This is a genomic window from Planococcus glaciei (assembly GCF_900099655.1).
Taxonomy (GTDB): Bacteria; Bacillota; Bacilli; order Bacillales_A; family Planococcaceae; genus Planococcus; species Planococcus glaciei.
In genome coordinates this window covers 1-23,500 of record NZ_FNDC01000003.1, presented here as the reverse complement: position 1 = coordinate 23,500, position 23,500 = coordinate 1, and the positions used below count along the sequence as shown (strand labels likewise).

The 23,500-nt window shown below is 47.8% G+C and carries 19 protein-coding genes; 16 read left to right on the top strand and 3 right to left on the bottom strand.

Going from position 1 to position 23,500, the window contains the following annotated elements; genetic code table 11:
- Window positions 1-13: 13 nt before the first annotated feature.
- The 3 genes from BLQ32_RS05170 to BLQ32_RS05160 are packed head-to-tail and all read left to right on the top strand — an operon-like array spanning window position 14 to window position 2,719.
- Window positions 14-1,543, top strand: coding sequence for a lmo1851 family serine protease (locus tag BLQ32_RS05170; protein WP_074509376.1), 1,530 nt, complete (start codon window positions 14-16; stop codon window positions 1,541-1,543).
- Window positions 1,544-1,601: 58 nt separating this feature from the next.
- Complete coding sequence (locus BLQ32_RS05165) at window positions 1,602-2,483, top strand: CobW family GTP-binding protein (RefSeq protein ID WP_053165865.1); 882 nt, start codon at window positions 1,602-1,604, stop codon at window positions 2,481-2,483.
- Entirely contained in the window at window positions 2,480-2,719 is a 240-nt protein-coding gene (locus BLQ32_RS05160) for a hypothetical protein (RefSeq protein ID WP_053165829.1), read from the top strand. The genes BLQ32_RS05165 and BLQ32_RS05160 overlap by 4 nt, the downstream gene beginning before the upstream one ends.
- On the opposite strand, the gene BLQ32_RS05155 is transcribed toward BLQ32_RS05160, so the two are convergent.
- Window positions 2,713-4,062, bottom strand: a complete 1,350-nt coding sequence (locus BLQ32_RS05155; RefSeq protein ID WP_074509375.1) for an MATE family efflux transporter — start codon at window positions 4,060-4,062, stop codon at window positions 2,713-2,715. The two genes, BLQ32_RS05160 and BLQ32_RS05155, sit on opposite strands and share 7 nt — an antisense overlap.
- Before the next feature lie 130 nt (window positions 4,063-4,192).
- Here BLQ32_RS05155 and BLQ32_RS05150 point away from each other — a divergent pair, with 130 nt between their 5' ends.
- The 8 genes from BLQ32_RS05150 to BLQ32_RS05115 all read left to right on the top strand — a co-directional run bounded on the left by BLQ32_RS05150 (window position 4,193) and on the right by BLQ32_RS05115 (window position 15,475).
- A complete protein-coding gene (locus BLQ32_RS05150; protein ID WP_074509374.1) occupies window positions 4,193-5,275 on the top strand; it encodes an undecaprenyldiphospho-muramoylpentapeptide beta-N-acetylglucosaminyltransferase in 1,083 nt (360 codons plus the stop codon).
- A gap of 57 nt (window positions 5,276-5,332) precedes the next feature.
- The gene (gene dapF / locus BLQ32_RS05145; protein WP_074509373.1) at window positions 5,333-6,289 is read left to right on the top strand and encodes a diaminopimelate epimerase; all 957 of its coding nucleotides are present in this window, start codon (window positions 5,333-5,335) and stop codon (window positions 6,287-6,289) included.
- A gap of 624 nt (window positions 6,290-6,913) precedes the next feature.
- Complete coding sequence (locus BLQ32_RS05140) at window positions 6,914-9,730, top strand: 2-oxoglutarate dehydrogenase E1 component (RefSeq protein WP_074509372.1); 2,817 nt, start codon at window positions 6,914-6,916, stop codon at window positions 9,728-9,730.
- A 94-nt stretch (window positions 9,731-9,824) separates the two neighbouring features.
- On the top strand, window positions 9,825-11,096 hold the full coding sequence (gene odhB, locus BLQ32_RS05135; RefSeq protein ID WP_036803224.1) for a 2-oxoglutarate dehydrogenase complex dihydrolipoyllysine-residue succinyltransferase: 1,272 nt from the start codon (window positions 9,825-9,827) through the stop codon (window positions 11,094-11,096).
- Window positions 11,097-11,549: 453 nt separating this feature from the next.
- Window positions 11,550-12,140, top strand: coding sequence for a DedA family protein (locus BLQ32_RS05130; protein WP_036803225.1), 591 nt, complete (start codon window positions 11,550-11,552; stop codon window positions 12,138-12,140).
- Window positions 12,141-12,208: 68 nt separating this feature from the next.
- Window positions 12,209-12,406: a DUF6501 family protein gene (locus BLQ32_RS05125; protein ID WP_036803226.1), complete on the top strand. Its 198-nt coding sequence runs from the start codon at window positions 12,209-12,211 to the stop codon at window positions 12,404-12,406.
- 348 nt (window positions 12,407-12,754) lie between these two features.
- Window positions 12,755-13,612, top strand: a complete 858-nt coding sequence (locus BLQ32_RS05120; RefSeq protein WP_074509371.1) for an AAA family ATPase — start codon at window positions 12,755-12,757, stop codon at window positions 13,610-13,612.
- A gap of 9 nt (window positions 13,613-13,621) precedes the next feature.
- Entirely contained in the window at window positions 13,622-15,475 is a 1,854-nt protein-coding gene (locus tag BLQ32_RS05115) for a vWA domain-containing protein (RefSeq protein WP_074509370.1), read from the top strand.
- Between the two features lie 508 nt (window positions 15,476-15,983).
- Here the strand turns inward: BLQ32_RS05115 and BLQ32_RS05110 are convergent.
- Together BLQ32_RS05110 and BLQ32_RS05105 are read right to left on the bottom strand one after the other, a co-directional pair.
- Entirely contained in the window at window positions 15,984-17,159 is a 1,176-nt protein-coding gene (locus BLQ32_RS05110) for a toxic anion resistance protein (protein WP_074509369.1), read from the bottom strand.
- A complete protein-coding gene (locus BLQ32_RS05105) occupies window positions 17,131-17,829 on the bottom strand; it encodes a 5-bromo-4-chloroindolyl phosphate hydrolysis family protein (protein ID WP_036803232.1) in 699 nt (232 codons plus the stop codon). Before BLQ32_RS05105 ends, BLQ32_RS05110 begins: the two co-directional genes overlap by 29 nt.
- Window positions 17,830-18,037: 208 nt before the next feature.
- Between BLQ32_RS05105 and BLQ32_RS05100 the strand changes: the two genes are divergently transcribed.
- From BLQ32_RS05100 to BLQ32_RS05080, 5 genes are all read left to right on the top strand, one after another.
- On the top strand, window positions 18,038-18,334 hold the full coding sequence (locus BLQ32_RS05100) for a DUF1033 family protein (protein WP_036803233.1): 297 nt from the start codon (window positions 18,038-18,040) through the stop codon (window positions 18,332-18,334).
- Window positions 18,335-18,519: 185 nt separating this feature from the next.
- The gene (locus BLQ32_RS05095; RefSeq protein WP_036803234.1) at window positions 18,520-18,720 is read left to right on the top strand and encodes a cold-shock protein; all 201 of its coding nucleotides are present in this window, start codon (window positions 18,520-18,522) and stop codon (window positions 18,718-18,720) included.
- A gap of 286 nt (window positions 18,721-19,006) precedes the next feature.
- On the top strand, window positions 19,007-20,668 hold the full coding sequence (locus BLQ32_RS05090) for a M4 family metallopeptidase (protein WP_074509368.1): 1,662 nt from the start codon (window positions 19,007-19,009) through the stop codon (window positions 20,666-20,668).
- Between the two features lie 175 nt (window positions 20,669-20,843).
- Window positions 20,844-22,475 carry a M4 family metallopeptidase gene (locus tag BLQ32_RS05085; RefSeq protein ID WP_074509367.1) on the top strand — a complete coding sequence of 544 codons (1,632 nt, stop codon included), beginning with the start codon at window positions 20,844-20,846 and terminating at the stop codon, window positions 22,473-22,475.
- A gap of 157 nt (window positions 22,476-22,632) precedes the next feature.
- Window positions 22,633-23,115, top strand: coding sequence for a YkvA family protein (locus BLQ32_RS05080; protein WP_074509366.1), 483 nt, complete (start codon window positions 22,633-22,635; stop codon window positions 23,113-23,115).
- Window positions 23,116-23,500 lie beyond the last annotated feature (385 nt).

Here is a 23,500-nt window from a genome sequence, read left to right as displayed (position 1 = left end):
AGTGGTGAAAGAAATGGATGATAAGCGTCCAGGCGAAAATCAAGAACAGATTCCGCCTGTAGAAGAAGCGCCTGCCCATTTTATCCGGATGAAAACATTCTCCTTTATCATGCTTGTCTTCACCTTGATACTATGTACGGCCGGGTTAACGGTATTTGCTTTAACTTTCGGAGACGAAAAGGCAGTGGAAGTCAGCTCTCCTGAAAGACGGGAATTTGAAAAATTATATGCGGCTTACGATCAAGTGCAGCAGGAATACTTTGAAGATGTCGACAGCAATGTTTTGATCAACGGCGCTATTAACGGAATGGTGGAATCTCTTGGAGACCCGTATTCCGATTATATGAACGAAGAAGAAGCAGCCCAGTTTTCACAAGGCATTTCATCCAGTTTCCAAGGAATCGGCGCTGAAGTGCAAGAGCGCAACGGCTTGATCAATATCGTTTCGCCGATTAAAGGCTCTCCTGCTGAAAAAGCAGGCTTGAAACCGGGAGACAAAATTTTAAAAGTTGACGGCGAAAGCATCCAAGGCTTCAGTGCTTCGGAAGCGGTCATGCTCATCCGCGGCGAAAAAGGAACAGAAGTGACATTGACGATCCAGCGCGGCGATTTGGCGGAACCGCTCGAAGTCAAAATTGTGCGGGACGATATTCCGATCGAAACCGTTTATCCGGAAATGATTGGCGACGGCGTAGCACATATCCAAGTGACGAGCTTCTCTGAAAATACAGCGAAGGAATTGACCGACGCCATCAGCGAGATGGAAAAACAGGGGATGAAAGCTATGGTGATGGACGTCCGCCAAAACCCGGGCGGTCTATTGACAACAGCGCTTGAAATTTCCAACTTGTTTATTGACGAAGGAAAAGAAATGTTCGAAGTGCAGGCCAAAGGCGAAGAACCGGAAATTTACTTGGCGGAGTCAGGTTCAAAAGTAAAAGTGCCGGTCACTTTGCTCATTGACGGCGGCAGCGCTTCTGCATCCGAAATTTTAGCGGGCGCCATGAAAGAATCGGCGGACGTTACATTGATCGGGGAAAATACATTCGGCAAAGGCACTGTGCAGACAGCCAATGATATGGCCGATGGGTCGAACTTGAAGTTCACGACAGCGAAATGGCTGACGCCGGACGGCAACTGGATCCATGAAAAAGGAATTGCCCCGGACGTGAAAGTGGCGTATCCGGAATATGCATCCCTGCCAGTACTGGATTCTTCGCTTGAAATGAAGGATGGCACCATTTCCGAACAAGTGAAAACAGCTGAACAAATGCTTGAAGCGCTTGGCTATAAAGTCGGCAAAGTGGACGGCGTTTTTGAAGAACAGCTGACAGATGCAGTCGAGCAATTCCAGGAAGACAACGAATTGGAAACGACAGGCGTCGTGACGGGCGATACCACATTCGCCATCATGGAAGCTTTAAGCAAGAAAATCGATGAAGAAGACCCGCAGCTTTTGGAAGCGAAAAAAATCGTGATGGAAGAAGCGGGCATCAAAGCTGAACCTGCAAAAGAATCAGCAGAAGAAGAACCGAAAGAATAAAACATGAGGTCCGCAGTTGCGGGCCTTTTCTTACGGCTAATTAATTGAGGGGGATTCCATGATTGATGTATACCTATTTAGCGGATTTTTGGGAAGCGGCAAAACCACGCTTCTGAAACATGTCATTCAGCAAGCGAAAGACGCCGGATTAAAACCCGCCGTGTTCATGAACGAACTGGGCGAAATGAATTTTGACTCGGATGCTGTGGAAGACGGCATTCCGTTAAAAGAACTCTTGGACGGCTGCATTTGCTGCACCGGTTCTGAGAAATCGGAAGCCCAGCTGCAGACGCTCCTTGCAGAAGAAGAGTTTGATGTCCTCTTGATTGAAACCACGGGCGCGGCGCATCCTGTCGAAGCGCTTGATGCCATTTTCTCACCGCTTTTTGCAGAGAAACTAAAATTCAAAGGCATCGTCACAGTGGCCGACAGCAAACGCTGGCTTGACCGCAGCCAACTGTCGCCGCAGATCCGGTCTCTTTATCTGGAACAAATCCGCCATGCCGATTTGATTTTGGCGAACAAGATGGATCTTTTAACGGAAGCCGAACAGGCCCAAGTGACATTTGAAGTGCAAGGGCTAAACCCCGAGGCGCAAATCATTCAAACCGTGCAGTCCAAAGTGCCTTTTTCCCAGCTTCAGAAAATATCCGCAAGCAAAAGCGGGACGATTCAAGAAGCGCCGGTTTCCAAACTGAATTTAAATGCCAAAGTCCTGGAGTTTCAAAACCCGGTAAAACGGGACGACTTCGAGGATTGGCTGCGCGCCTTGCCGGAATCGGTATTCCGCATTAAAGGCTACGTGCCGCTCGAAGGAGATAAATACCCGCACGCATTCCAGTATGCCTACGGGATGGCCCAGTGGCTTCCGGAATACATGAAGATGCAGACGCAGATCGTCGTCATCGGAGAAAACCTGGAAGGGATTGAGCTGCCGTGATCGATGCTTACCGCAAACTATGGCCGAACCGGGCCGGAGTGGATGCCATCGGCACGGAAGAAGAGCTCGAACAAAAAATCCAGATTGAACTCAATGACGAACTGACGCATCCACGAGTCCGCAAAACGCGGCAGCAAAAACTTGAACTTGCCTTAACCCGCATTGAACAATCGGAGCTCACTGAGGAAGAGAAAAACAATTTATCTGCGTTATACAAAAAGATTGCCGCTCAGTAAGCGGCAATCTTTTTTTGTATTTTATTAAGTCTGAATGACAGGGTGACAGCGCCTGCAGTCAACCCGGCGATCAAACCGATCCAGTAGCCGAATGCTTCAAAACCGGTGAAGGTTGCGAGCAGGTAACCTGATGGCAAGCCGATTACCCAGTACGAAATTAGGGCCATGATGAAAGTGATGTTGACGTCCTTGTAGCCGCGGAGCGCTCCTTGGACAGGGGCCTGTATGGCATCTGAAAGCTGGAACAGTGCCGCAAATACCAGGAATTGCACGGCCAGATTGATCACTGCCGGATCTGATGAATACAAAGCCGCAATGTCATGGCGCAGGAAGTACAAGGTGAATGCCGACAAGAAGCTGAAGGCGACCGCTGAAAGGACGCTGATCCAGCTGTACTGCCGGGCATCATGGAAACGTTTGGCGCCGACTTCAAAGCCGACGAGAATGGTGGCGCCCATGGAAATGCTGAGCGGCAGCATATACAAGAGCGAAGTGAAGTTGATGGCGATTTGGTGTGCTGCAATGGTGATGGTGCCATAAGTGCTCATCATGAGTGTGACGGCAGAAAAAATGCTCGTCTCAGCAAATATGGAAATGCCGATCGGCACGCCGATGCGGCTGATTTCTTTTACACGTGCGAGTGACAATTTCGCCCATCCGCTGAAAATGCCGAAAGACTTGAACGGTTTTCGTGTATGGACAATCCAGCCGGCGATAAACAGCACAACCCAATAAGTGATGGCAGAGGCATAACCCGCTCCTGCGCCGCCCAGTTCCGGAAAGCCGAAATTCCCGAAAATCAGCAGGTAATTGAAAAAGACGTTGATCGGTGCAGAAAGAAGAGAAATGAACATGGACACCCGCGTTGCGCCGAGTGCATCGATGTAATAACGGAGCACGTTATAGATAAACAGCGGAACCAGGCCGAGGCTCATCGCAAAGATGTATTCGTCCGCTACGGATTCGACCGCGGCTTCCAGATCCATCAGGCCGAGAAGACTGTCTGCTCCGAAAAAGAAAAAGGTGAAAATGAGGACAGCTAGGATGATGGCCAAATAAATCCCTTGCTGCACGGCATCTTTCACTTCTTCTCTTCTCGCGGCACCCATTAATTGTGCTACAATTGGGGTGATGGACATGAGGATTCCGGCAAGACCGATATAAACCGGCATCCAAAAAGAAGATCCGATCGAAACGCCCGCCAAATCTTCCGTATTGTAACGGGCGGTCATGTAAATATCAAAAAATGTGACCAAATACATTGCAACTTGTGTAACCAAAATCGGAAAAACAATGCGAAGCAGCATCTTGAATTTTTCCGTTTTTGTCTTCGTTTCAAACATGATTCCATCCTCCAGTAAACGAACAACAATATATTAAATAAAAATAAGTATAGCATAGAAGCCTTCTGTAATTGGAGCGCTCCTGGAAAGATGCATACGCAATTTTAAGACAAGAGAGTAGGACAGCAAAATGGACAAACGAACAATTTTATTGACAGGCGGCGGGACAGCGGGGCACGTATCGCTGAACCAGGCGCTGATTCCTGAGTTAGAGAAAATGGGCTACAATGTGGAATACATCGGCTCTAAAGACGGCATTGAAAGTGAATTGATTCCCGATGCTTTCCCGAATGTCCGGTATCACGCCATTTCAAGCGGCAAATTGCGCCGTTATTTTTCCACGAAGAATTTCACCGATCCGGCACGCGTCGGGAAAGGGCTTCTACAAGCGATGAACATCATCCGGAAGACCAAGCCGGCTGCCATCTTTTCAAAAGGCGGCTTTGTGTCAGTGCCGGTTGCCATGGCGGGAAAAGCATTGGGTGTGCCGGTCATCATCCACGAATCCGATGTAACTCCGGGCCTCGCAAACAAAATCGCCATGCCTTTTGCCAATCATATCTTTACGGTGTTCAACGAAACCTTAAAACACCTGCCGAAAGAAAAATCCACTTGCACCGGTTCGGTAATCCGCGGGGAATTGATGGAAGGTTCAGCTGAAATCGGCAGAAGCCTCTGCAATTTTGACAACGGCCGTCCCGTTTTAATGATCATGGGCGGCAGCCAAGGCTCTTCAGTCATCAACAATGCCATCCGCGCCAACTTGCCGGCACTTTTGGAAGAATTCAATATCGTTCATTTATGCGGAAAAGACAATGTGGACAGAAATTTGGAAAGCGTGCCGAATTATTGCCAATTCGAATACGTCACAACAGAATTGCCTCATTTGCTGCATTTGACAGATTTTGTGGTGTCGCGTGCCGGCTCCAATTCAATCTTTGAGTTTTTGGCATTGAAAAAACCGATGCTGCTGATTCCGCTGTCGAAACAGCAAAGCCGCGGAGACCAGATCCTGAATGCAGAACTCTTTAGAAAGCAAGGTTTAGCAAACGTCGTCGAAGAAGAAGAACTGACGCCGGAACGCTTTTTGGCGGAGATGAAAAAACTGCAGGTAGATGAAGAGTTGCTGATCGACCGCATGACAGAAGCGGAAGCGCCAAAAACGGCTTCTGCCATGGCTGAACTGGTAGTTGCCCACGCCAAGAAAAAATAACGGGGATTTACCTGGCCAACCATGTGGTATAAATAATTCGTACAAGAGGTGTTTACGATGGAATTTCTACTTTATAAAGTGCACGGTTCAATGAATACATTTTTCATGCTTGATGGCGAAGAACGGGAAGATTATGAAGAAATGACACTCAAACTTGCCGCGCTTGATCCCGGCATTGACGGGCTGCTCGTGGTGCTGCCGTCTCAAGTGGCGGACGCCAAAATGCGTGTCATCAACCGTGACGGCTCTGAAGCTTCCATGTGCGGCAATGGCCTGCGCTGCGTAGCCCGCTATGTTTGCGAACGTGACGGAGTGGAAGAAGCTGTGATTGAAACGATGAAAGCTTCATTGCACGTCAAGAAAGAACAGCCGCAAGGCGACGGCATTGCCATGTATGCAGTGGAGATTTCTCCGGTGTCTTTCCAAATGGCTGATTTGCCGATGGCGTACGGCGGCGAAACCGAATGGAAGTTAAAGCCGCTGCCATTTGTTTCGGAAGAGATTCCATTCACCGCTGTAGCTGTACCAAATCCGCATCTGATCGGAATCGTGCCTGACGAGTACCAAAGCAATCCGGCACACCAGCAAAAGTGGGCGGAATTTTTCAATGGCCCCAATGAATATTTTACGGATGGCGTCAATGTCTCCTACGCGACAAAAGTGGAAGGCGGCATTTTCGTGAAAACCTTTGAACGCGGAGTCGGATTTACGAACGCCTGCGGTACAGCCATGACCGCGTCTGCACTTGTCAGCTGCCTGGCAGGTCTTGTGCCATACGGGGAAGTGGCCGTTTACAATCCCGGTGGCATGGTGAAATGTTCTGTCGAAAAAAACGGCAGCAGCTTCCGTCTGCGTTTGACCGGCAATGCCACCTATGTGGCTAAGCAGCAGTTCAAGTGGGAAGGCACGTCTTCGGAAAGCGGCTTGGAATTGGCTGAGGAACTCCAAGAGCAAGCACTTTACGAAAAATTCATTGAACAGACATCCGCTGTGACCAACCGATTTGTTTCCTAAATAGAAGAAACTTGAACTGAATCCCAATCCAAAAGCATCTTGGCAAATCACTAAATGGTTTGCCAATTGCTATGTCCCCGTTATACAGAGAAAACCGCCTTGCCTGAAAACGCTGAATAAATCGGCAATTTTCTGGAATGCTGCAAATAAACGCTGAAATAGGCAAGCCATGCCCCAAAGGAGCAAGCGGACGGTATAATACAAGTTGGTCGAGCCAAACCCGCACAGGGTTAGGAGCGAACGGCATACATAATAAAAAAAGCCGAAAAAAGCAGAACAAGATTTCACGCAGCACAGTAGAAGCGGGGAAGAAGGTAACTCCTTCCGTAAGAATGGAAATGACAAAACCTGTTTTAATCAGTTTGAAGGAATTTTTCCACCTGAAAGACAGGCGTTTATCCATTAAAACCCAATGAAAGCGCTTTGAAAAATGCTGTGTGAATAATTTCACGCAAAATCATTGTATTTTTTCCTGGAAGTAGTAAGATTGAAATGGAAATTCGTTCTCCATATACGTTGGAAGCGCCTTCTGCTTTATGTCTAGTGGGATGCGTGATAAAATAAGGAAGATACACATACAATAAAAGTGACTGCCAAAAAGGCAAATATCTGGAGGTTTTTTTAATGTCTAGCAATTATTCAGATGCAAAATCCCCATGGAATTCCATCACTGGCCCAAACCTTGGATATGTTATGGAAATGTACGACCTTTACCAAGAATCTCCGGAACTGCTTGACCCGGAATTTGCAGAACTTTTTAGACAGTACGGTCCGCCAATCGATGTGACTCCGCGTGCTGCAGCTCCAGCCCAAACTGCCGCTGCAGGTGTAGAGACGAACAAATTTGGCAAAGTTCTAGCTGCTATCCAGTTGGCAGAAGCTATTCGTGCCCATGGACACTTGGCTTCTGATATCTACCCGCTGAAAGACCAGCCGAAAGATACTTCCCGTCTGGAATTATCGGCATATGGTTTAACCGAACAGGACTTGAAGGAAGTACCGGTTTCACTTCTTCTTTCTGAAGCACCGGCAAACATCACGAACGGTTTAGAAGCGATTTCTTATTTGAAATCTTTATATACCGATAAAGTTGCTTTCGAATTTTCTCATATTGTTCAGCTGCAGGAACGCAACTGGATTCAGGAAAAAATTGAAAGCGGCGAATTTAAGCCATCGCTTGATGCAGATAAGAAAAAAGAGATTTTAGATCTGTTGACCCGTGTGGAAGGGTTTGAGAAATTCCTTCACCGTACATTTGTCGGCCAAAAGCGCTTTTCAATTGAAGGCGTAGACACTTTGGTTGTTTTGATGGACGAACTGGTGCGTTTGTCAGAAACAAAAGGGACAGAAAAAATCATGATCGGGATGGCTCATCGCGGTCGTTTAAATGTGCTTACACACATTTTGCATAAGCCTTACGACATGATGTTCGCTGGATTCGCCCATGTGCCGGATGAAACCTTCCTTCCGGAAGACAATTCGGTCCAGATTACAAAAGGCTGGTTCGGCGATGTGAAATACCATATGGGCGCTGCTTATACTTCGCCTAAAGGAACCAACATTAAACTTGCTTATAACCCGTCCCACTTGGAAATCGTTAGCCCGGTTGTAGCTGGACAAACCCGTGCGGCTCAGGAAATGACGGATGCAGCAGGCGTTGCTGCGATGGATCCGAAAAAAGCCTATGCGATCCTCGTTCACGGAGATGCTGCTTTCCCAGGCCAAGGCGTTGTAACGGAAACATTGAACTACAGCCGGATCCGCGGATTCCAGACTGGCGGATCGATCCATGTGATCGCCAATAACCTGATTGGATTTACAACAGAACAATACGATTCAAGATCGACTCATTATTCTTCTGACCCTGCAAAAGGTTTTGAAGTGCCGGTTATCCACGTAAACGGAGACGATCCGGAAGCAGTCGTTGCGGTAGCGCGTTTCGCATTCGAATACCGTGAAAAATTCGGCAAAGACATCCTGATTGATCTGATCGGCTACCGCCGCTACGGACACAACGAAATGGATGAGCCGCTTGTCACGAACCCGATGATGTATCACGGCATCCACCAGCATCCGACTGTCCGTGAACTTTACGGCAAACAGCTGGCTTCTGAACAAGTTCTTACTGAAGAACAAGTGAAGGAACTGGATGCAAAAACACAAAAAGAAATGCAGGCAGCATACGACAAAGTGAAAGAAAACAAATCGGACGACAAACACGAAATCACGATTCCGGAAGCGGTTCAAAATGGCTATCCGGAAGTGCCGACGGGCGTCGACAAAGACGTGCTCGTGAAATTGAACGAAGATTTGCTGACTTGGCCAAGCGACTTTTCTGCTTTTGGAAAACTTGCGCGCATCTTGAAGCGCCGCGAAGATCCATTCAACGGCAAAGGGAAAATCGACTGGGCTCACGCCGAAACTTTGGCATTCGGTGCAATCCTGCAGGATGGCAATCCGATCCGTTTGAGTGGACAGGATGCACAGCGCGGAACATTTGCACATCGCCACCTTGTGCTTCATGATGAGAAGACAGGCGAAGAACTGGTTCCGCTGCACCATATCTCTGACGCGAAAGCCTCATTCGTCGTTTACAACAGCCCGTTGACAGAATCAGCAGTGCTTGGTTTTGAATACGGCTATAACGTTGAAAATAACAAAGCGCTAGTCATCTGGGAAGCCCAGTACGGCGATTTTGCCAACATGGCCCAAATGATGTTCGACCAGTTCATCTCTGCAGGCCGCTCGAAATGGGGGCAAAAATCAGGGCTTGTGATGCTTCTGCCTCATGGCTTTGAAGGACAAGGGCCTGAGCATTCAAGTGCACGCCTTGAAAGACATCTGCAAATGGCAGCTGAAAACAACTGGACAGTGGCGAACCTTTCAAGCGCCGCCAACTACTTCCACATTCTTCGCCGCCAAGCGAAAATGCTGGAAGAAGAGTCAATCCGTCCACTTATTATCGTGTCGCCGAAATCCTTGCTGCGCCATCCTTTAGTTGGAGCGGACGTGGAAGATTTGACGCAAGGCCACTTCCAGACAGTTCTGGAACAGCCAGGCATGGGAACAAAAGAGAAAAAAGTGGAACGCATTCTTTTCGCCAGCGGAAAAATGGCTATTGATTTGGCAGAGCGTGTGAAAGACGGCAAAGGCTTCGACTGGGCGCACATCGTCCGCGTTGAGCAATTGTATCCTTTCCCATCTGAAAAAATTCAAGCGATTGTCGACCGCTACCCAAATGCCAAAGAATTGGCATGGGTTCAGGAAGAGCCGCAAAACATGGGTTCTTGGACATTTGCAGAGCCTTATTTAAGAGAAATCGCTGGAGACAAAGATGTGGCTTACTACGGCCGCGTCAAACGTTCAAGCCCTGCTGAGGGAGACGGAGAATCGCATAAAGTCGAACAAGCCCGCATCCTGGACGCAGCTTTAACAAAATAAGATCCGGACCGGCTATTGCCCAAAAGGCAGTTCAAGCTTTTGGGCAGCAGTTTTCCGCTTGATAAAAGAGAGATAATCTAAGGAGGAATTTTTTGTGGCAGAAATCAAAGTACCAGAATTAGCAGAATCGATTACAGAAGGAACGATCGCACAGTGGCTGAAACAGCCAGGCGAAACAGTTGAAAAAGGTGAATTCATCGTTGAATTGGAAACAGACAAAGTAAACGTTGAAGTTATCTCTGAAGAAGCGGGCGTTGTACAAGAGCTTTTGGCTCAAGAAGGCGACACTGTTGAAGTTGGACAAGTGATTGCAATCGTCGGCGCATCTTCAGGCGAAAGTGCTGCACCAGCTGCTGCACCTGCACCGGAAGCGAAAGAAGAAGCTCCAACAGCATCACAGCCAGGAGCTACAATGGAAGCAAAAGAGGAAGCTCCTGCAGTTGAAGAACAAACTTCTTCAGAACGCACAATCGCTAGCCCGGCTGCGCGCAAACTGGCTCGTGAAAAAGGCATCGATCTTGCTGCTATCTCTCCGGTAGACCCAATGGGCCGCGTACGTGTACAAGACGTAGAAGCTCATGGTTCAAAACCGGCTGCCGAGTCTGCACCTGCACAGAAAGCGGAAGCTCCAAAAGCATCTGCACCTTCTTCTGATGAAGAATCTGGCCGCGTGGTTCGCGAGAAAATGTCTCGCCGCCGCCAGACAATTGCAAAGCGTTTGTTGGAAGTTCGCCAAAACACAGCGATGTTGACAACGTTCAATGAAATCGATATGACCAATGTTATGGCATTAAGAAGCCGCAAAAAAGACAAGTTCCAACAGGATCATGACGGAACTCGCCTTGGCTTTATGTCATTCTTCACAAAAGCAGTTACTGCAGCACTTAAGAAATACCCTTACGTAAACGCTGAACTTGATGGCACAGATCTATTGTTGAAACAGTTCTACGATGTAGGGATTGCCGTTTCTACAGAAGAAGGACTAGTTGTGCCAATCGTCCGCGATACAGACAAGAAAAACTTTGCTGAAATTGAAGCGAGCATCGCAGACCTTGCGAAAAAAGCACGCGACAAAAAGCTTTCAATTGCTGATATGACAGGTGGATCATTCACTATCACTAACGGCGGTGTATTCGGTTCATTGATGTCTACTCCGATCTTGAACGGAACGCAAGTAGGGATTCTTGGAATGCACACGATCCAAAAACGTCCGGTAGCAATCGGCGATTCAATTGAAATCCGCCCAATGATGTACGTGGCTCTTTCTTATGACCACCGCGTAATCGATGGCAGCGATTCAGTTGGCTTCCTGAAAATGATCAAAGAATTGATCGAAAACCCAGAAGACCTATTGCTTGAATCTTAATTAGAAAAGCGAAAAGAGCCGTTTAACTTCGACAGGCATAAGTCAATCTGGCGAAGCGGCGCCTTTTGCCGCACAGTTGGATTGGCTTATGACCCGAGAAGCTGGCTCTTGCAGCTGGACAATTAGAAAAGCGGAGGCGGCCATGCAAGCCTCGACAAGCGCTGGAGGGCTTGAGGTTTAAGGCGTCTCTTTGCCTTAAACAACAAGACCGAAGCGACCTCGAGAGGCTGGCCGCCGCAGCTAGACAAAGAAAAGCAGAGGCGGCCATGCAAGCCTCGACAAGCGCTGAAGGCTTTGAAAGCCTAAACTCTAGCAGCTGGACAAAAAAGCTTAGCTGTCCCAAACTGGACACAAATTCATACAGTTAACTACTTTGGAGGATGGCCCTGCGTTGCAGGGCCATCCTTTTTTTGTCATGATAGAAGGAGATGAGCCAAAAGGCAGGCGTTTTGTATGGATTTAACTTTTTTAATGGAACTGGTAAAGGAATACGGCTACGTCAGCATGTTCATTTTCAACTGGCTGCTGCTTTTTGGCATGCCTTTGCCAAACGAAGTGGCGGCTTCTTTTTCCGGCGTTTTGACCGAAGTCAGTTCATTCCATCCGGTTTATGCGTTCATCTCCGCTTATTTGGGGTTAATCACAAGCAACTCGTTCGCTTATTTGATTGGCCGGGTATTGGGGAAGCGGCTGATCAACAAGCTGAACCGGACCCGCTTTAAAGGGGCGGTCAGCAACGTAACGGAATTTTTGGAGCGGCACGGCAAAATGGCGATTTCTTTCAGCTTTTTTCTTCCCGGCGTCCGCTGGGCAATGCCTTATGTGGTTGGCGCAAACCGCTATCCGTTCGGCCAGTACATGCTCTATGCCTACACAGCGGGGTTTGTCTGGATGTTCATTTATTTTAACTTAGGCAGGACTTTCCCTTATGCTTATAAATCGATTCTGGAACACCTCCAAGTTGCGCTGACGGTTTTATCCGTAGTTGTGGTTTGTGCGGTGGTGCTGCGCTTATACCTGCATTCCCGGGCTTCAAAGAAATAGCGGCATTTGAATTCCTTGGTGGAATTCCTTATACTAAATAAATAGACAGATTGAAAAGGATGAGGACTGTGATTCACAACGAATGGCTGACAAAAGAGACAATCCGCACAGTAACGTGCAAACATACCGATGCTGAGAAGTTTTTGGTGTCGAACGTACTGACAGAAGGCAAAACCTACGAAGTAAAAAATGAAACGGAAGAATTTCTTTTTGTCGTAGACAACACCGGAAAAGTCGGAGGATTCTACAAAACATATTTTGAGTAAGAAATGCGGAAAGAGCCGTTTAGCTTCGACCGGTTTAAGACGGACCAGCGAAGTGGCGTGTTTTTGCCACCTAGCTGGGTCGGCTTATAACCCGAGAAGCTGGCTCTTGCAGCTAGACAAGAAATGCGGAAGCGCCGGTCCAGCCCCGACAAGCGCTGGAAGTTTTGAAAGCCATGGCGCTTTCCAGCCATGGATTCAAAGCCGAAGCGACTCGAGGGGCTAAACGCTGCAGCTGGACAGTAAGAAAAGCGGAAAGAGCTATAAGATTTACCGAAGAAATCCATAACCCAAATAACAAAACAGACCGATGGAAGCTCATCGGTTTTTTCTATGAAATGAGGAGTTAGCATGCATTTTATCGAGCAGGATATTCAAAACAGAACGGCCCGTGAACACGGCGATTACAAGAAATTGATCGGCGAAGGCGGCTATATCGCACCGGAGGAAAACTTATGGCAGGATATTCTTTCGGCTGTTGTGCTGCGCAAGCCTGTGCTGTTAAAAGGTCCGACGGGCGCCGGCAAGACGAAGCTGGCCGAAAGCATTTCAGCGGCGTTCAAACAGCCGATGCAAAGCATCAACTGTTCCGTCGACCTCGATGCGGAAGCGCTGCTTGGCTTTAAGACACTCGTCCAACGGGAAGGGGAGAGCCGCATTGAATTTGTTGAAGGACCGGTAGTAACCGCGATGAAGCAAGGACATTTCCTGTACATTGATGAAATCAATATGGCCAAGCCCGAAACGCTGCCGATTCTTCACAGCGCACTGGACCACCGGCGGATGATGACCAATCCGTTTACTGGCGAAGTGATTGAAGCACATCCGGATTTCGGTGTAATTGCGGCAATCAACGAAGGCTATATCGGAACGGCTCCAATGAACGAAGCGTTGAAAAACCGGTTTATCGCTTATCCGATTCCGTATTTAACAGGAGAACAGCTGAAGCAATTATGGAACCGGGAATTCCCGGAAGCTGACCAGGCACTCAAAAGCTTTATGCTGGAGTTGGCAGCCGATTTGATGAAGCAAGTGCAAAATGGCTTATTGTCAGAAGAAGCGGCTTCCATTCGCAGTTTATTGGATGCAACGGCGCTGGCGCAGCACATGGATCCGCTGCGCGCGGTCAAGTATGCCATTGCTGAAAAACTGGAAGATGACAGTGAACGCGATTTGTTCATGGACTTGGCGAATACTTGGAAGAAGTAGGTGGAGGCAATGGCTTCAGTCAATCGCTTTATCCAATTTAATAATGAAACGATCGATACGAAATTGCTCCACCAAATGGAGATGCTGGCAGGTGCATTGGCGGATGCCCCTTATTTAAAAGTGACGACGCGCAAATTGATTGAATTCCGGCCGTCGGAAGCATCGGTGTCCATCAGTGTTTTTTGGCGCCATCGCCCGAAAAAGATTGAACGCAATGGCTATTTATCCGATGTTTATTTGTTGGGTGCGGGGTATTGGCGCCATTTCAATATTAAGGCCTGGCTGCGTTTTAAAGGCGCAGCTGCAGAGCTTCCGAATTTAAAGGAACAGTTATTGCTGTGTGCGGAAGAATTTCGGTTGATTGAAAAAATAAGCAAAGAGCGGCCGGGCACAGCGGAAGCTTTCACAACAAGAGAATCGGTTTATGTGGACTACCACAGGGATCAATACCGGCAGAACCGGCAAAAAGGTTTTTTGGCGGATGCTTTTTTAAATGCGGCATTTTTACGTTTAAGAGGGGAAGAAGTGCCGGACAGCGAAGCATTCGAGCCGTTGTTCTTTCTATGGACGGCATTGTTCGATGCAAGGTCCACCGCCGATTCTGCTGCAGTAGTGGAGCGGGTGCTGCCGCGTCTGGAATACATGCTGGAAAGCGATACGGTGCACACCTATTACACATTTGGCGAAGCAGCAGATAAAGCGCCGCCTTACCGCTACCATGAAGGCATCGAGCCTGAAGAGGAAAGCCGGGAAGAAGAAATCGAAACGATCGAGGAATGGTTCCAGTCCTGGCACCGCGAGACGGAAATTTCGGAAGCGCCGGCGATGGAATATGAACTCGAACGGGGCGATTCCAGCTATGCAGAAGGCGGCCGGGAAGACGAAGGCAGCGGGGATATCCAGCAGACGGCGAAAGGCGATTCCCGCGGTGACCACCAGGAAGACAATGACGCAACCGACCAGCGGATGGACAGCGAGCCGAAAAAAGCAGCCGGCAAATTCGGCGCTGCCAATGATGGAGTCGTCTATACGGAAAAAAGGATCGAGGCATCAAAAGACCAGCGGGCGGTTATTGAAGACTGGCGCAGAAAACAGGCGCCATACGTGCGGGCGTTATTGCGTGAGCTGAAAAAGCGCATGACGCAGCGCCGGCAAGATGTGCGGCACAATTTGAATGCCGGCAGACTGTCGAGAAATCTGCTGCCGTTGGTAATCGAAGAACGGCCGAAGCCATTTTACCGGAAAACTGCACCGTCCAAAGAACTGGATGCGGTTTTTAGTCTGCTGATTGACGGTTCAGCATCGATGATTGACAAACTCGATGAAACGAAACAAGCCGTCCTGCTATTCCATGATGTATTGCGCGGATTGAATGTACCGCATGACATCGTGCTGTTTTATGAAGATGCATACGAGGCAAGCGATGCAGCACAACCGAATTATTTCGAATGGATGCATAAACTGGAAGACGGCAGCCGTGACCATGCTGAGGATATCGTTTCGATGGAAGCGCACGAAGACAACCGGGACGGCTTTGCCATTCGCTGGATGACGGACCGCATCAACAAGCGGCCCGAAAAGCACCGCTTTATGCTGGTATTTTCAGACGGAGAACCATCTGCCTACAACTATGCCGAAAATGGCGTCGTAGACACGGCCAACGCGGTTTCCGAAGCGAAAAAGCAGGGCATCGAAGTGCTGCATCTGTTTTTGAGCAGCGAACCGACAACCGATGAACAGGCCGCTTTTTACCGCATGATGTATGGCAATAAATCCGTCAGTGCTGACTCGCTCGAGCAATTTGTCGAACAGACGCTGCGGCTGTTGAAGCGGACGCTGCATTTGGTGATCCAGTCGGGATAATGGATCAGAAAAATGCAGTCTGCATAGGAGTCGAGAAAATACATTCGAAAGTAAAGAAGGTAGAACGTTAAAATAGCTTTGCCCCTTCCTATAGGACAGAGCTCCACCGTTCATGCACGGTGGGTTCTTTTCATTAAATTACTTTTAAAGAGATGAATAATTACCAAAAAAGGCTAGCTTTCATATAGAGTTAAAATACGTTCATTTTGGACATGAATACTTTCTGTTCACAGGTAATTACTTTCTTTTCGTCAAAAAAAGCCGATTTTGCAACAGCAGCAGCCCGCTTTCCGGGCTGTTGCTGCCAAAACGAATGGGTTCCGCGGTGCGAAACCCCTCCAAAGAGCCCACTGTGCCATGCACGGTGGGATTTCCAATATATTTTTATATATTTTGAGAGCTGGCTACTCCCGGGAAAAGAGAATACTGTCCTGGTTAGCCGAAATACTGTCCGCACGGCCGAAAGGCATAAAAAAACCCGAAAGCTCAGAAGCTTTCGGGGTTAACATCATGCACGCCCTTCGCGGTCGTCCTGGATCGACAGCAAGCGCTGTTTCAGATCTTCTTCCATTTTGCCGATTTCAATTTCTGCCGCTTTGCGGTTTTTGCGTCCTTCGGCTTGGATGCGAAGCGTTTCTTCGATCGTCGTCAATAAGTTTTCCTGCGTTTGTTTCAAGGTTTCAATTTCCACTATGCCGCGCTCGTTTTCTTTAGCCGTTTCAACGGAATTCACTTTCAGCATTTCGGAGTTTTTCAGAAGCAATTCATTTGTCGTAGCCGTGACTTGCTTCTGTGCTTCGACTGCTTTCATTTGGCGGTTCAACGTCAAAGCGATTGCAATCTGGTTTTTCCATAACGGAATCGATGTCATGATGGACGATTGGATTTTTTCTGCCAAGGTCTGGTTGGTCTGCTGGATCATCCGGATTTGCGGTGCGCTTTGGATCGTGATCTGGCGGGACAGCTGCAAGTCGTAAAGCCGTTTTTCCAGGCGGTCCAAAAACTGCGCCATATCGTTAACTTCCTGGTAAGCCATTTGGTCGTTCGATTGCTCGGCACGGCGGCGAAGAGCTGGAATCGTCTCATTCAAAATCTCATCGCGCTTCAGTTCGGCAGCGGCAATATAAACGTTCAGCGCCTGGAAGTAAGTTTTGTTCTGGTCATAAAGCTGTTCCAGCATTTGCACGTCTTCCAATAGCCCGCGTTTTGAGTGGTCCAACTGGATGCTGATGCGGTCCACTTGAGTGGAAAGCTTCTGGTATTTGGTCATCATTTCCTGAACGGAGTATTTCGCTTTCGCGAACAATTTGCGGAGACCCGACTTTTTGCTTTGGGACAGTTCTTCAGGATTCAGTTCCTGCAATTTTTTCATCAAATCATTTAAAACATCTCCAACAGGGCCGATGTCTTTCGACTGGACGTGGTCCAGCATTTTATGGGAAAACTGGCTCAACTGGTTTTGCGCATTCGCTCCATATGTTAAAATAGCTTCATAATTGCCGGCAGGAATCTGTTTGGCCAGTTCACGCGCCTTTTCCTGTTCGTCTTTTGTCAATCGTTCCATTAATGCTACAGGCTGTCCGCCCGGCTTGGCCAAATTGACTTCCTGCGCAACCGGCTCCATGCCGAAGGGGGTGCCAAGCAAATCATCAAGTTCACTTTGATTCGAGCGATTTTCTGTCATGTTCCACGTCTCCTTCACTGTCAGTAGGGTATTGTTCGAGCAATTTCTGGTTGTTGTGCTGGTCGACGGTCAGACGGGCATAATCGAGCTCCATCCGAAGCTGTTCGACATCGGTAGACAACACTTTTTTCAAATCACGTTCCAGCACATCGCTCATCGAATGCAGCATTTCGCGTGTGTCTTGAAGAGCCACTTTCAACTCACGGTCTTTTACCGGCTGGCCGACAAGCAAAGCGTATTTCTGGGTTAATTCCACTGCAGATTCGAGATGCGAATAAAAGAACGATTCCGCCAAGTAAAACTTGCGGGGATTTTGCTGCACATGGGCAACAATCTTGTTGGCGACTTTCGCCATATTCATTAACTGCTTAAATGAAGAGATTGAGCGTACCTGGTAAGAACTCTTCTGCAATTGTTTGATTTTCAATTTGGCTTCTTTCACTTGATTGCGTACATTTTTATATTCACTCCGGGTCATGCCGAGTTTTTTCGAATCGGACGAATACTGTACATGTTTCATAGTAGAGGTGCTGGCAAGATATGTTCCGGCAGCCACGGCTCCTGAAGCGATCAGCCCGATTTCTGCACCCATATACAATACAGGGAACATGACGGTCATAAGAGGCAGGCTGACGGTCTGCCGTTGGATGAATTTTTCAAAAGGCTTCATGAAACTGTCCTCCTTTGGTGCAGCTGTTACTATATATACGAAATAAGCCGCTAAAAGTTTCAAATGATTCCTTGTCTCCTTCCTATTTTACAAGGAATAAGAGGCCAATACAAACTTTCGAACTGCCAGAAAAAAGGCAATCAAAGCACTAGACATATTTAGACAGTTCTGGGAGAATGCTTATAGGGAAAGAATGGAGCGGATTTGAATGTATGAAGTTTTTTACACGAAAGGCTTCGAAGAACCGTGGTGGATGTTAGAAGGATGGGAGAAGGACATACGTGATCAGAAGAGCTTTGACGAGTTTCAGGAAGCTCTCGCCTATTTCGAAGAAAGAAAAAAAGGCATGCACCAAAAATTCTCCAGCAGCAAATCCAAAGGGCAGGGAGCCATTGCATTTTGGAATGAAGGCGATTTGGCCTTTTGCGAAGAATGTGAGGAAAATCTGCAAATTTATCATGGATTGTTATGGACTCACAACAAAAAGCCTATAAATAGTTTTTAGATTTATTTGACTTATCAGTTTTAATTGCTATAATAGACTTATAGAACTAAAGATTACACCACGAACCGCTATTCACCTATTCAAAAAAGTGATCAGCTAGTGATGGTACTTTTTTGAATATGTGAATTTTTTTAATGGAAAAATTCCATATTGAAAATTTTTTTATACCCAGGAGGTTTTTACACATGCAACAAGGTACAGTTAAATGGTTCAACTCAGAAAAAGGTTTCGGATTTATCGAAGTTGAAGGCGGAGATGACGTATTCGTTCACTTCTCAGCGATCCAAGGCGAAGGCTTTAAAACGCTTGACGAAGGACAAAAAGTAGAATTTGAAGTAGAGGAAGGCAACCGCGGACCTCAAGCTACAAATGTAACTAAAATCTAATCTCCAAGGCCTGCTCATCATTGAGCAGGTCTTTTTTTATGGTGTGAAACAGAGCTCCTTAAAAAATATCATCAAAATTTCTAGATGGAGCAAAAACATACCAAAAGGCAGTTCGAAAGTCGTATGAAAAATTAAAATATTTTGAACATTCATTTTTCGTGATGTTAAATAACATATTTTGAGGGAATAAAAAACAGATATTGAAGCCTATATCCTCCATTAAGGCAAACCGCTATTCTTTAATAAACCGCCAGACAATGACGGCAAATTAAAGGAGTGAAACCCATTGAAATCTAAGAAACTACTGACATTAAGTTTGGCCGCCGCGTTAGCCTTATCGGCAGCTTCTGTATCCGTCTATGCCTCTCCAACTAATGCCGTCAACGAAAAAGTGCACGTCAACCAGAAAAGCGGAACCACTGATTTCATCGTGGGTAAATTGACGCTGCCATCGAAAAAATCTGCTAAAGACACCGTCTACGATTATTTGTCCGAAAAAGAAGGGCATTACAAAATCGGGAAAGAGGCTGCAGCCAACTTCAAAATACTCAGCGAAAAGAAAGACGATCTGGGGTTCACCAACGTGAAACTTCAGCAAGTCTATAAAGGCGTACCGGTATTCGGTTCCGTCATCTCTGCCCATGTTGATTCAGAAGGAGTGCTGACTTCCGTATCCGGAGGGCTCGTTCCGGAATTATCCAAACAAGTAAAACTCAATAAAGGGCATCAATTAAAAGCAGCCGAAGCTTCTGCCTTGGCACTGGCCGCTTTGAAAGCCGAGCTTGGCGCATCACCGGAGCTGGACCATGAAGAAGCACCGGAACTGGTAGTCTATCTGGATGAAGGAACGGCAAAGTATGCGTATAGCGTCGAGTTTGAATTTTTAGCGCCTTCACCGGGCAATTACCAGTATTTCATTGATGCCCAGAACGGAAAAGTGCTTGATTCCTATAACCAGATTCATGAAGCGAAGCCATCTTCAGGAGTTACGGCTCCATCCGGCACCAATTCCGTCGCGAGCGGAAAAGGCGTGCTTGGAGACATAAAATCAGTGAATACGGTCGTTAACAGCAATGGATCGTATTTAGTGGATAAGACACGGGGCAACGGCATTTTTACATATGATGCAGGCAACCGTACACGAGTGCCGGGAACACTGTGGCTGGATGCCGATAACGCATATAATGCAGCCTACGACGGAGCGGCAGTAGATGCCCATGTTTATGCCGGCCAGACGTTTGATTATTATAAGAACATCCATAACCGCAACAGCTACGACGGGCAAGGGGCTCAGCTGGTTTCCACCGTCCATTACGGCCGCAGCTACAATAACGCGTTCTGGAATGGATCGCAAATGGTGTACGGCGACGGTGATGGCTCGACGTTTATTCCACTGTCCGGCGGGCTTGATGTTATTGCCCATGAATTGACGCACGCAGTTACAGACACGACAGCCGACCTGATTTACCAGAATGAATCGGGCGCCATCAATGAATCGATTTCGGATATCTTCGGGACGCTTGTGGAATACCATGCCAATAACAAACCGGACTGGCTGATCGGCGAGGATATTTATACGCCGAATGTAGCTGGCGATGCGCTTCGCTCCATGGCAGATCCGACATTGAACGGAGATCCGGACCATTACTCGAAACGCTATGTCGGCACGAGCGATAATGGCGGCGTCCATATCAACTCAGGCATCAGCAACAAAGCGGCTTATTTGCTGGCCAATGGCGGAACCCATTACGGCATCCAAGTGACGGGCATCGGCAATGCCAAAACGGAAAAAATCTTCTACCGGACTTTGACACAGTACTTAACGCCAAGCTCGAACTACAGCCATTACCGCGTATCTACTATCCAGGCGGCAACGGATCTATACGGTGCAAGCAGTGCAGAAGTGGCAAGTGTGAAAGCAGCCTTTTCGGCAGTCGGTGTGAATTAAATACAATGAGTAAGGCCACTCGCTTAGAGTGGCCTTTTTTTATTTTTCAATACAGGTATTTGCACCTGAATCCATTCGAATAAAACAGACAAAGGTGACTATGTATTCTGAAAATTAAAGGAGGTAAGATGTATATAAAAGGAAATGCACAGATGACAAAAAAGGAGTGAATCCAGTGAACAGGAGCCGTATATGTTGCTTGGCAGTGGCCGCCTTTCTGATTTTGTCTTCACCGGTTCGATCTGCAACCGGTACAGCGAGTACGGAGCAAGTCTATGCCAGTTCAGACAGCACAGCTCCAGCATTTATTGCCGGGAGTTTAACCAGGAGTTCTTCTGAAAGTGCGAAAGAAATTGTCTATGCCTATCTGGATGAAAAAGAGGAGCTGTACGGGCTGGCTGAAGATGAAGCCACCCAGTTTCAAGTCGTCAGCGAATCGGTGGATGAACTGGGTTTGGCCAATGTGAAGCTACAGCAGCTGTTTAACGGCATTCCGGTATTCGGTTCCATCATTTCCGCTCATGTAGATGAAAACGGTGTGCTGAAGTCGGTGTCAGGTGAACTGGTGCCGGATTTAGCGGCTGTTCCTGCTTTAAAGGACAAAGCAGCTTTGGCGCCCGCACAAGCATCTGCCGGCGCGCTCCAAAACTTGCAGCAGCTGTACGGGCGGGCCATGGAAATGGCTCCTTCGGAAAAACCGGAGCTGATCATTTATTTAGATAAGGAAGTTCCTGTGCTTGCTTACCATATCCGCTATGAGTTTTTGTCACCGGTACCCGGGAATTACCATTATTTTATTGACGCAAAAACGGGTGCAGTTCTGGACTACTACAACCAAATCCACGGAGCTGCGCCGGATGGCACCGATTCGCTAACTGATGGAACGGGTGTGTTGGGTGACCGGAAAAAAGTGAATACCGTACGGAACGACGCAGGATCTTATTTACTGGACCGGACCCGCGGCAAGGGAATTTTCACGTATGATGCAGCGAACGGAACCGAACTTCCCGGAACGCTGTGGCTGGATGCGGACCATCAATTGGACGGCCTTTTGGACGGGGCCGCAGTGGATGCCCACCATTATGCCGGACTGACTTTCGATTATTTTAAAACGGTGCATGACCGCAATAGCTACGATGACCAAGGAGCAGCGATTGTGTCGACGGTCCATTACGGCAAAGCTTACAACAATGCATTTTGGAGCGGCAGCCAGATGGTTTACGGCGATGGAGACGGTGAGAAGTTTCTGCCATTATCGGGATCTCTCGATGTGATTGCACATGAACTGACGCATGCCGTAACAGAATCGACAGCTGGACTCATTTACTGGAACGATGCCGGAGCAATCAACGAATCGATGTCGGATATTTTCGGTGTGCTGATTGAGCATGCCTACAGCAAAACCCCGGACTGGCAAATCGGCGAGGAAGTGTATACACCGAAAGTTGAAGGCGACGCGCTTCGCTCACTGGCCGATCCGACGTTGAAAGACTTGCCGGACCACTATACAAAACGCTACTTGGGCTTAGAAGACTTCGGCGGCGTCCACATCAATTCGTCGATCTGCAATAAAGCCGCCTACTTGCTTGCAAATGGCGGAACCCACTACAACGTTAAAGTGGAAGGAATCGGCATCGAGAAAACCGGAAAGATCTTTTACCGGACCTTGACCCAATATTTGACGCCGACGACAAAATTCAGGCAGCTGCAGGCAGCAAGCGTTCAGGCGGCCACCGATTTGTATGGAGCGGACAGCCAGGAAGTGACAAGCGTCAAAGCCGCATTTGCTGCAGTGGGATTAAAATGATAGGGAATTCACAGAAGAAATTCCGGAAGAGCCGCAAACCATCTGCGGTTCTTTTTTTACGGAATGGTGCAGGAATTGTTTAGCCGACCTATAGATGAGGGTATAATTCATCTAAATCGGCTTGTACGCTAAGACTGACTTAATAGGGGGATTCGCAATGGCCAATGCCAATGATTATTTGAAAAAACCGCTTCCGAGCGAAGCAGAACAGCAGGATTTTTATAAAAAAATGCGCAGCAAAATAGAGGGTTGGCTCGACAAACGTTCCGGATTCGTCAGCAAAATCGGGAAATACGTTTTGTTTGCCCCGGATCTGTTCCACTTGCTGACTCGATTGATGCTTGATTCACGCATTGATGCGAAAAGCAAAGGGGCCGTAGGAGCAGGGATTCTGTATTTCTTTGCACCAATGGACTTTCTGCCGGAAATCCTGGTAGGGCCAGGAGGCTTCCTGGATGATGTGGTTGTGGCCGTATTCATCATCAATACGTTATTGAACAAGTTCCCAATTGAAGTGATTGAAGAACACTGGGCAGGGGATGTTGAACTATTGTCCGTAGTCCGCGGCATTACACATTCAGGCAATAAATACGTTTCCAAATTGCCAGCAGGCCGCCTGGTAAAACGTTTCATGAATTAAAAAACAAACCGCGGCGCATTTGCCGCGGTTTTTGCAGTGTGCCCGGCATGGGCGTAATCTATAGGGTGCAAGTCCCGAACGGTGAAGGCAGAAGTAACCGTTAGCCAAGCGCAAGGGTGTCCACGGCGACGTGGAATCTGAAGGAAGCGGGCGGCAAACCTCCGGTCTGAGGAACACGAACTTCATACAAGGCTATGTGCGATTGGGTGAGTCTGCTGAACAAGGCAAAGCCCTTTCTGCCGAAGGTCGCATGCAGTAAATGAAGCAGATAGGTGGAGGGAAAGATTGCGTTCTTACCCGGGGAGGTCTGGTTGAAACGCCAAGTACCCTTGGTAACCTGCCCAGTGATGGGCAGCTGAACAACCAGAAGTCAGCAGAAGCCATA